Annotated in this window: 2 protein-coding genes and 1 pseudogene; all 3 read right to left on the minus strand. The window is 73.3% G+C overall.

Translation table 11 applies throughout. The features are described 5' to 3' along the window. Nucleotides 1–40: 40 nt before the first annotated feature. On the minus strand, nucleotides 41–1,948 hold the full coding sequence (locus G5C60_RS49870; protein ID WP_165270821.1) for a hypothetical protein: 1,908 nt from the start codon (nucleotides 1,946–1,948) through the stop codon (nucleotides 41–43). A gap of 372 nt (nucleotides 1,949–2,320) precedes the next feature. Next, on the minus strand, nucleotides 2,321–3,574 hold the full coding sequence (gene purD, locus G5C60_RS49875) for a phosphoribosylamine--glycine ligase (RefSeq protein ID WP_165270819.1): 1,254 nt from the start codon (nucleotides 3,572–3,574) through the stop codon (nucleotides 2,321–2,323). Between the two features lie 42 nt (nucleotides 3,575–3,616). Further along, nucleotides 3,617–3,824, minus strand: a pseudogene (locus G5C60_RS49880) (DNA polymerase III subunit gamma/tau); the annotation flags it as partial.

Genomic DNA, 3,824 nt, shown 5'->3' on the forward strand with positions numbered 1-3,824 from the left:
GGGTTGGGGTTCGGTGGGTGGGTGCGGCTGCCTTCGGCGGTCAGACCAGGCGCACTGGTTTTTCGGGGCGGATGCCGAGGCGGAGGAGCCATTCTCGTAGGGGCCTGGGGTCGCCGTCTTCTATGAGGGTGAGGACTCGGGGGGTCAGGTCGGCGGAGCGTTCGCCGTTGATGAGGAGGGTGGGGCCGTCGAGCCAGTCGAGGCCGGGGGTGGCGCCGGCCGTGTCCATCGCGGCGCAGCAGACCATCGCCGTGACATGGTCGGTGAGGAGTTCGCGTCCGGTTCGCGGCTGTTGCAGGGGAAAGAGCGGCAGCATTCCGTCGTCCCACAGGGCTGTGTCCGGGCCGCCCTGGCCGGTGGCGGCGCCGGGCGGCGCGGACCGTATCGTCGGCGCGGCCGCCTCCTCGCGGGCCAGCTCCGCGCTGAGGCCCGCGGCCAGCGCGGCGGTTCGTTCGTTGGCGACGCCGCCTCCGTCGTCGTCCTCGTCCTCGTACGCCGCGTCAGGCATGCCAGGTACGTCAGGCACGTTATGGGATATGTCTGGGGCGGCTGGGGCTGCGTCCGTTTCTGCTGGGGGTGCGTCCGATTCGGCTGGGACTGCGTCCGGTTCGGCTGAGGCTGTCTTCTTGTGGGCCCTCGCCGTGTCACCGACTCCGTCATCCCGCTCCGCGCCTCCCGTTCCCGTCAGGTGATCCATCACCCGCGACAGGGTCGGACCGCCGGGAGCCAGGGCCGTCGGGTCGGAGGAGTGGCTGACGCCCTGGGCGTCCAGGACCCGGTGGAGCCGCGCGGCGTCGGTGCGCCATTTGCGGTCGACGACCTCGTCGGGGTACTCGTCCCAGTCCACCGGCGCCCAGTCGGGGCCGGACTCGGCGGGGCCGCCGTGGAAGAGGCGGGCGGCGAGGAGGGATGCGGCCTCGTCGACAGCGCCGGGCTCTTCCAGGAGGTCGCAGGCGGGGCGTTCGCCGAGGCGGGAGGCGAAACCCTCGGCGAGGCGGTCGCGGCGGGAGAGCTCGGTGAGGGCCGCGACGACGCCGGCGTCGAGGCGGGACGGCCAGCGGCCCATGCGCCAGGCAGGCAGCGCGACCCGGGTCAGGAGCCGGTCCCAGCCCGCGTACGCCAGGCCCACCTGCTCCTGCGCGACGATCCGCAGACCATAATCCACAGCCTGTGCACGCTCGGCGGCGGCCGCCGCCACGCCCCGCTCCATCTCGCTCGCATGGCCGCGGCAACTGCGCAGGAGCAGGCGGGCGACCCAGCCGACGCCCGCGAGGACGGCACGGGCCAGGGGTCCGCGTGTGGGCGCCGACGTCACCGCCACCGCCGCGTCGAGGCCCCGTACGAAACGGCGGGCCGCGGCTATGTCGGGGTGCGCCGACGGCCCCGTACCCGCGACGACCGGCGCGAGGACCGCTCGCAGCTCACCGACCCGCATCCACCAAAGGAAGGGGGAGCCGATGACGAGGACGGGCGCGGCGGGCGTACGGGTCTGGAGGCCGCGTACGCCTGCTATCTCGTCCCGGGATTCCGGCCGGGGCGGGCCGTGGGCCGGGTGGGTGCGGTCCTCCAGCCAGCTGTCGCAGTCCGGGGTGAGCGCTATCGCGGAGGGCGCGGGCACCTCGAGGCGGTCGGCCAGATCCCGCACCATGCGGTACAGGTCCGGCGCCGATTCCTCCGCGATCGGGACCGTGGGACTCACGGCCGGCCGGGAGCGGGCGACGACCAGGGCGATGCCCGCGGCGGCGAGGAGGGCCAGGAGCGCGACGGCGGCCAGGATCCAGCTCGCGAGCTGCCAGGCTCCCCCGTCGGCATGGCCCGTGGCCCCGGCGACGAGCAGTACGACGGCGACGGCCGCGGGCAGCAGGGCGACGGCCAGCGCCCTGCTGCGGATACGCAGCACGGCGAGAGCCCGGGAACGCGCGCTCTGCGCGTCCGCCTCCACACCCATACCGGACACGACCGGTGTCACCCCCTACTGCCCGCCCGGCGCGTGCATACCCAGCCACTGCCGGCGGACGTCCATGGCGTTGCTCACTCCCCCACTGTGGCACCCGGGACTGACATCGCAATGCCGGTGGGCCAAGTGCCGGAACGCTTGCGCCGCACCCTAGTTGGGGCTCCGGCCCACGTCAGCCGGATGGGGGATCGGCCACTCGATGGAAGGGCTTTGAGTAGAGCTGGCTGACGGGAAGGGTGAGGAGGGGTGGGTGTTGCCCATGGGGACCGCGGGCCTTGAGCCCGGGGACCTTGGGCCCGGGGACCTTGGGCCCGGGGACCTTGGGCCCGGGGACCTTGGGCCTGAAGGGTGCGTAACCGAGAGTTACGATCCGGCCGCTGCCTTGGCCGCGATGTCCGTGCGGTGGTGCGAGCCGTCGAGGTGGATGCGGTCGACGGCCGCGTATGCACGTTCGCGGGCCTGGGCGAGGTCCGTGCCGCGGGCCGTGACGGAGAGCACACGGCCGCCCGCGCTCACGATCGCGCCGCCGTCGCGCTTGGTGCCGGCGTGCAGGACGTAAGCGGACGGAGCGTCCTGTGCGGCCACCTCGTCGAGGCCCTCGATGGGGTCGCCGGTGCGCGGGGTGGCGGGGTAGTTGTGGGAGGCGATGACCACGGTGACGGCCGCGTCGTCGCTCCAGCGCAGGTCGGGGACGTCGGCGAGGGTGCCCTGGGCCGCGGCGAGGAGTACGCCCGCGAGCGGGGTCTTCAGGCGGGCGAGGACGACCTGGGTCTCGGGGTCGCCGAAACGGGCGTTGAACTCGATGACCCGTACGCCTCGGCTGGTGATCGCCAGGCCTGCGTAGAGGAGACCGGAGAACGGGGTGCCGCGGCGGCGCAGCTCGTCGACGGTCGGCTGGAGGACGGTGTTCATGACCTCCTCGACCAGATCGGGCTTGGCCCACGGGAGTGGTGAGTACGCACCCATGCCGCCGGTGTTCGGGCCCTCGTCGCCGTCCAGGGCCCGCTTGAAGTCCTGGGCGGGCTGCAGGGGGACGACGGTCTCGCCGTCCGTGATCGCGAAGAGGGAGACCTCGGGACCGTCGAGGAACTCCTCGATGACCACGCGGTCGCAGGCGTTTGCGTGCGCCTTTGCCTCCTCCAGGTCGCCGGTCACGACGACGCCCTTGCCGGCCGCGAGGCCGTCGTCCTTCACGACGTACGGGGCGCCGAAGGCGTCGAGCGCCTCGTCGACCTCCTCGGGGGTCGTGCAGACGTAGGAGCGGGCGGTCGGGACGCCCGCGGCCGCCATCACCTCCTTGGCGAAGGCCTTGGAGCCCTCCAGCTGCGCGGCTTCCCCGGAGGGACCGAACGCCGGGATACCGGCCTCGCGCACGGCGTCGGCGACCCCCGCGACGAGCGGTGCCTCCGGGCCTACGACCACCAGCTCGGCGCCGAGTTCCGTGGCCAGTGCGGCCACGGCCTTGCCGTCGAGGGGGTCGACCTGGTGCAGCTCGGCCACCTCTGCGATGCCGGCGTTGCCGGGGGCGCAGTGGAGGCCGGTTACCTCGGGGTCGAGGGAGAGGGAGTGGCACAGGGCGTGTTCGCGGGCACCGCTGCCGATGACGAGGACGTTCACGGGGTCAGCCTAACGGGCGGCTCCGCCGGGGGGCCGGGGCGGCTACTCGTTCGAGAACTCCTCCACCACCGTTGCCCCCAACTCCCGCACGATCAGCTCATGTCCCGACAGCGCCGACTCGTCGAGATCGGGATCGTCGTCCTCCGGGACGTCGTCCTCTGGAGAGACGGGCGAGGGTTCCGGAGCCGAGGAGGGACGGGGTGCCGAGGGAGGCGTCGGTGCGGAGGCCGGGGGAGGCGTGGTCTGAGAC

The organism is Streptomyces scabichelini (assembly GCF_011045015.1).
Lineage (GTDB): Bacteria > Actinomycetota > Actinomycetes > Streptomycetales > Streptomycetaceae > Streptomyces > Streptomyces scabichelini.

Excerpts from the sequence above, each read along its gene's own strand:
- G5C60_RS49870 (WP_165270821.1), bottom strand. The coding sequence starts at position 1,948 with ATGGGTGTGGAGGCGGACGCGCAGAGCGCGCGTTCCCGGGCTCTCGCC.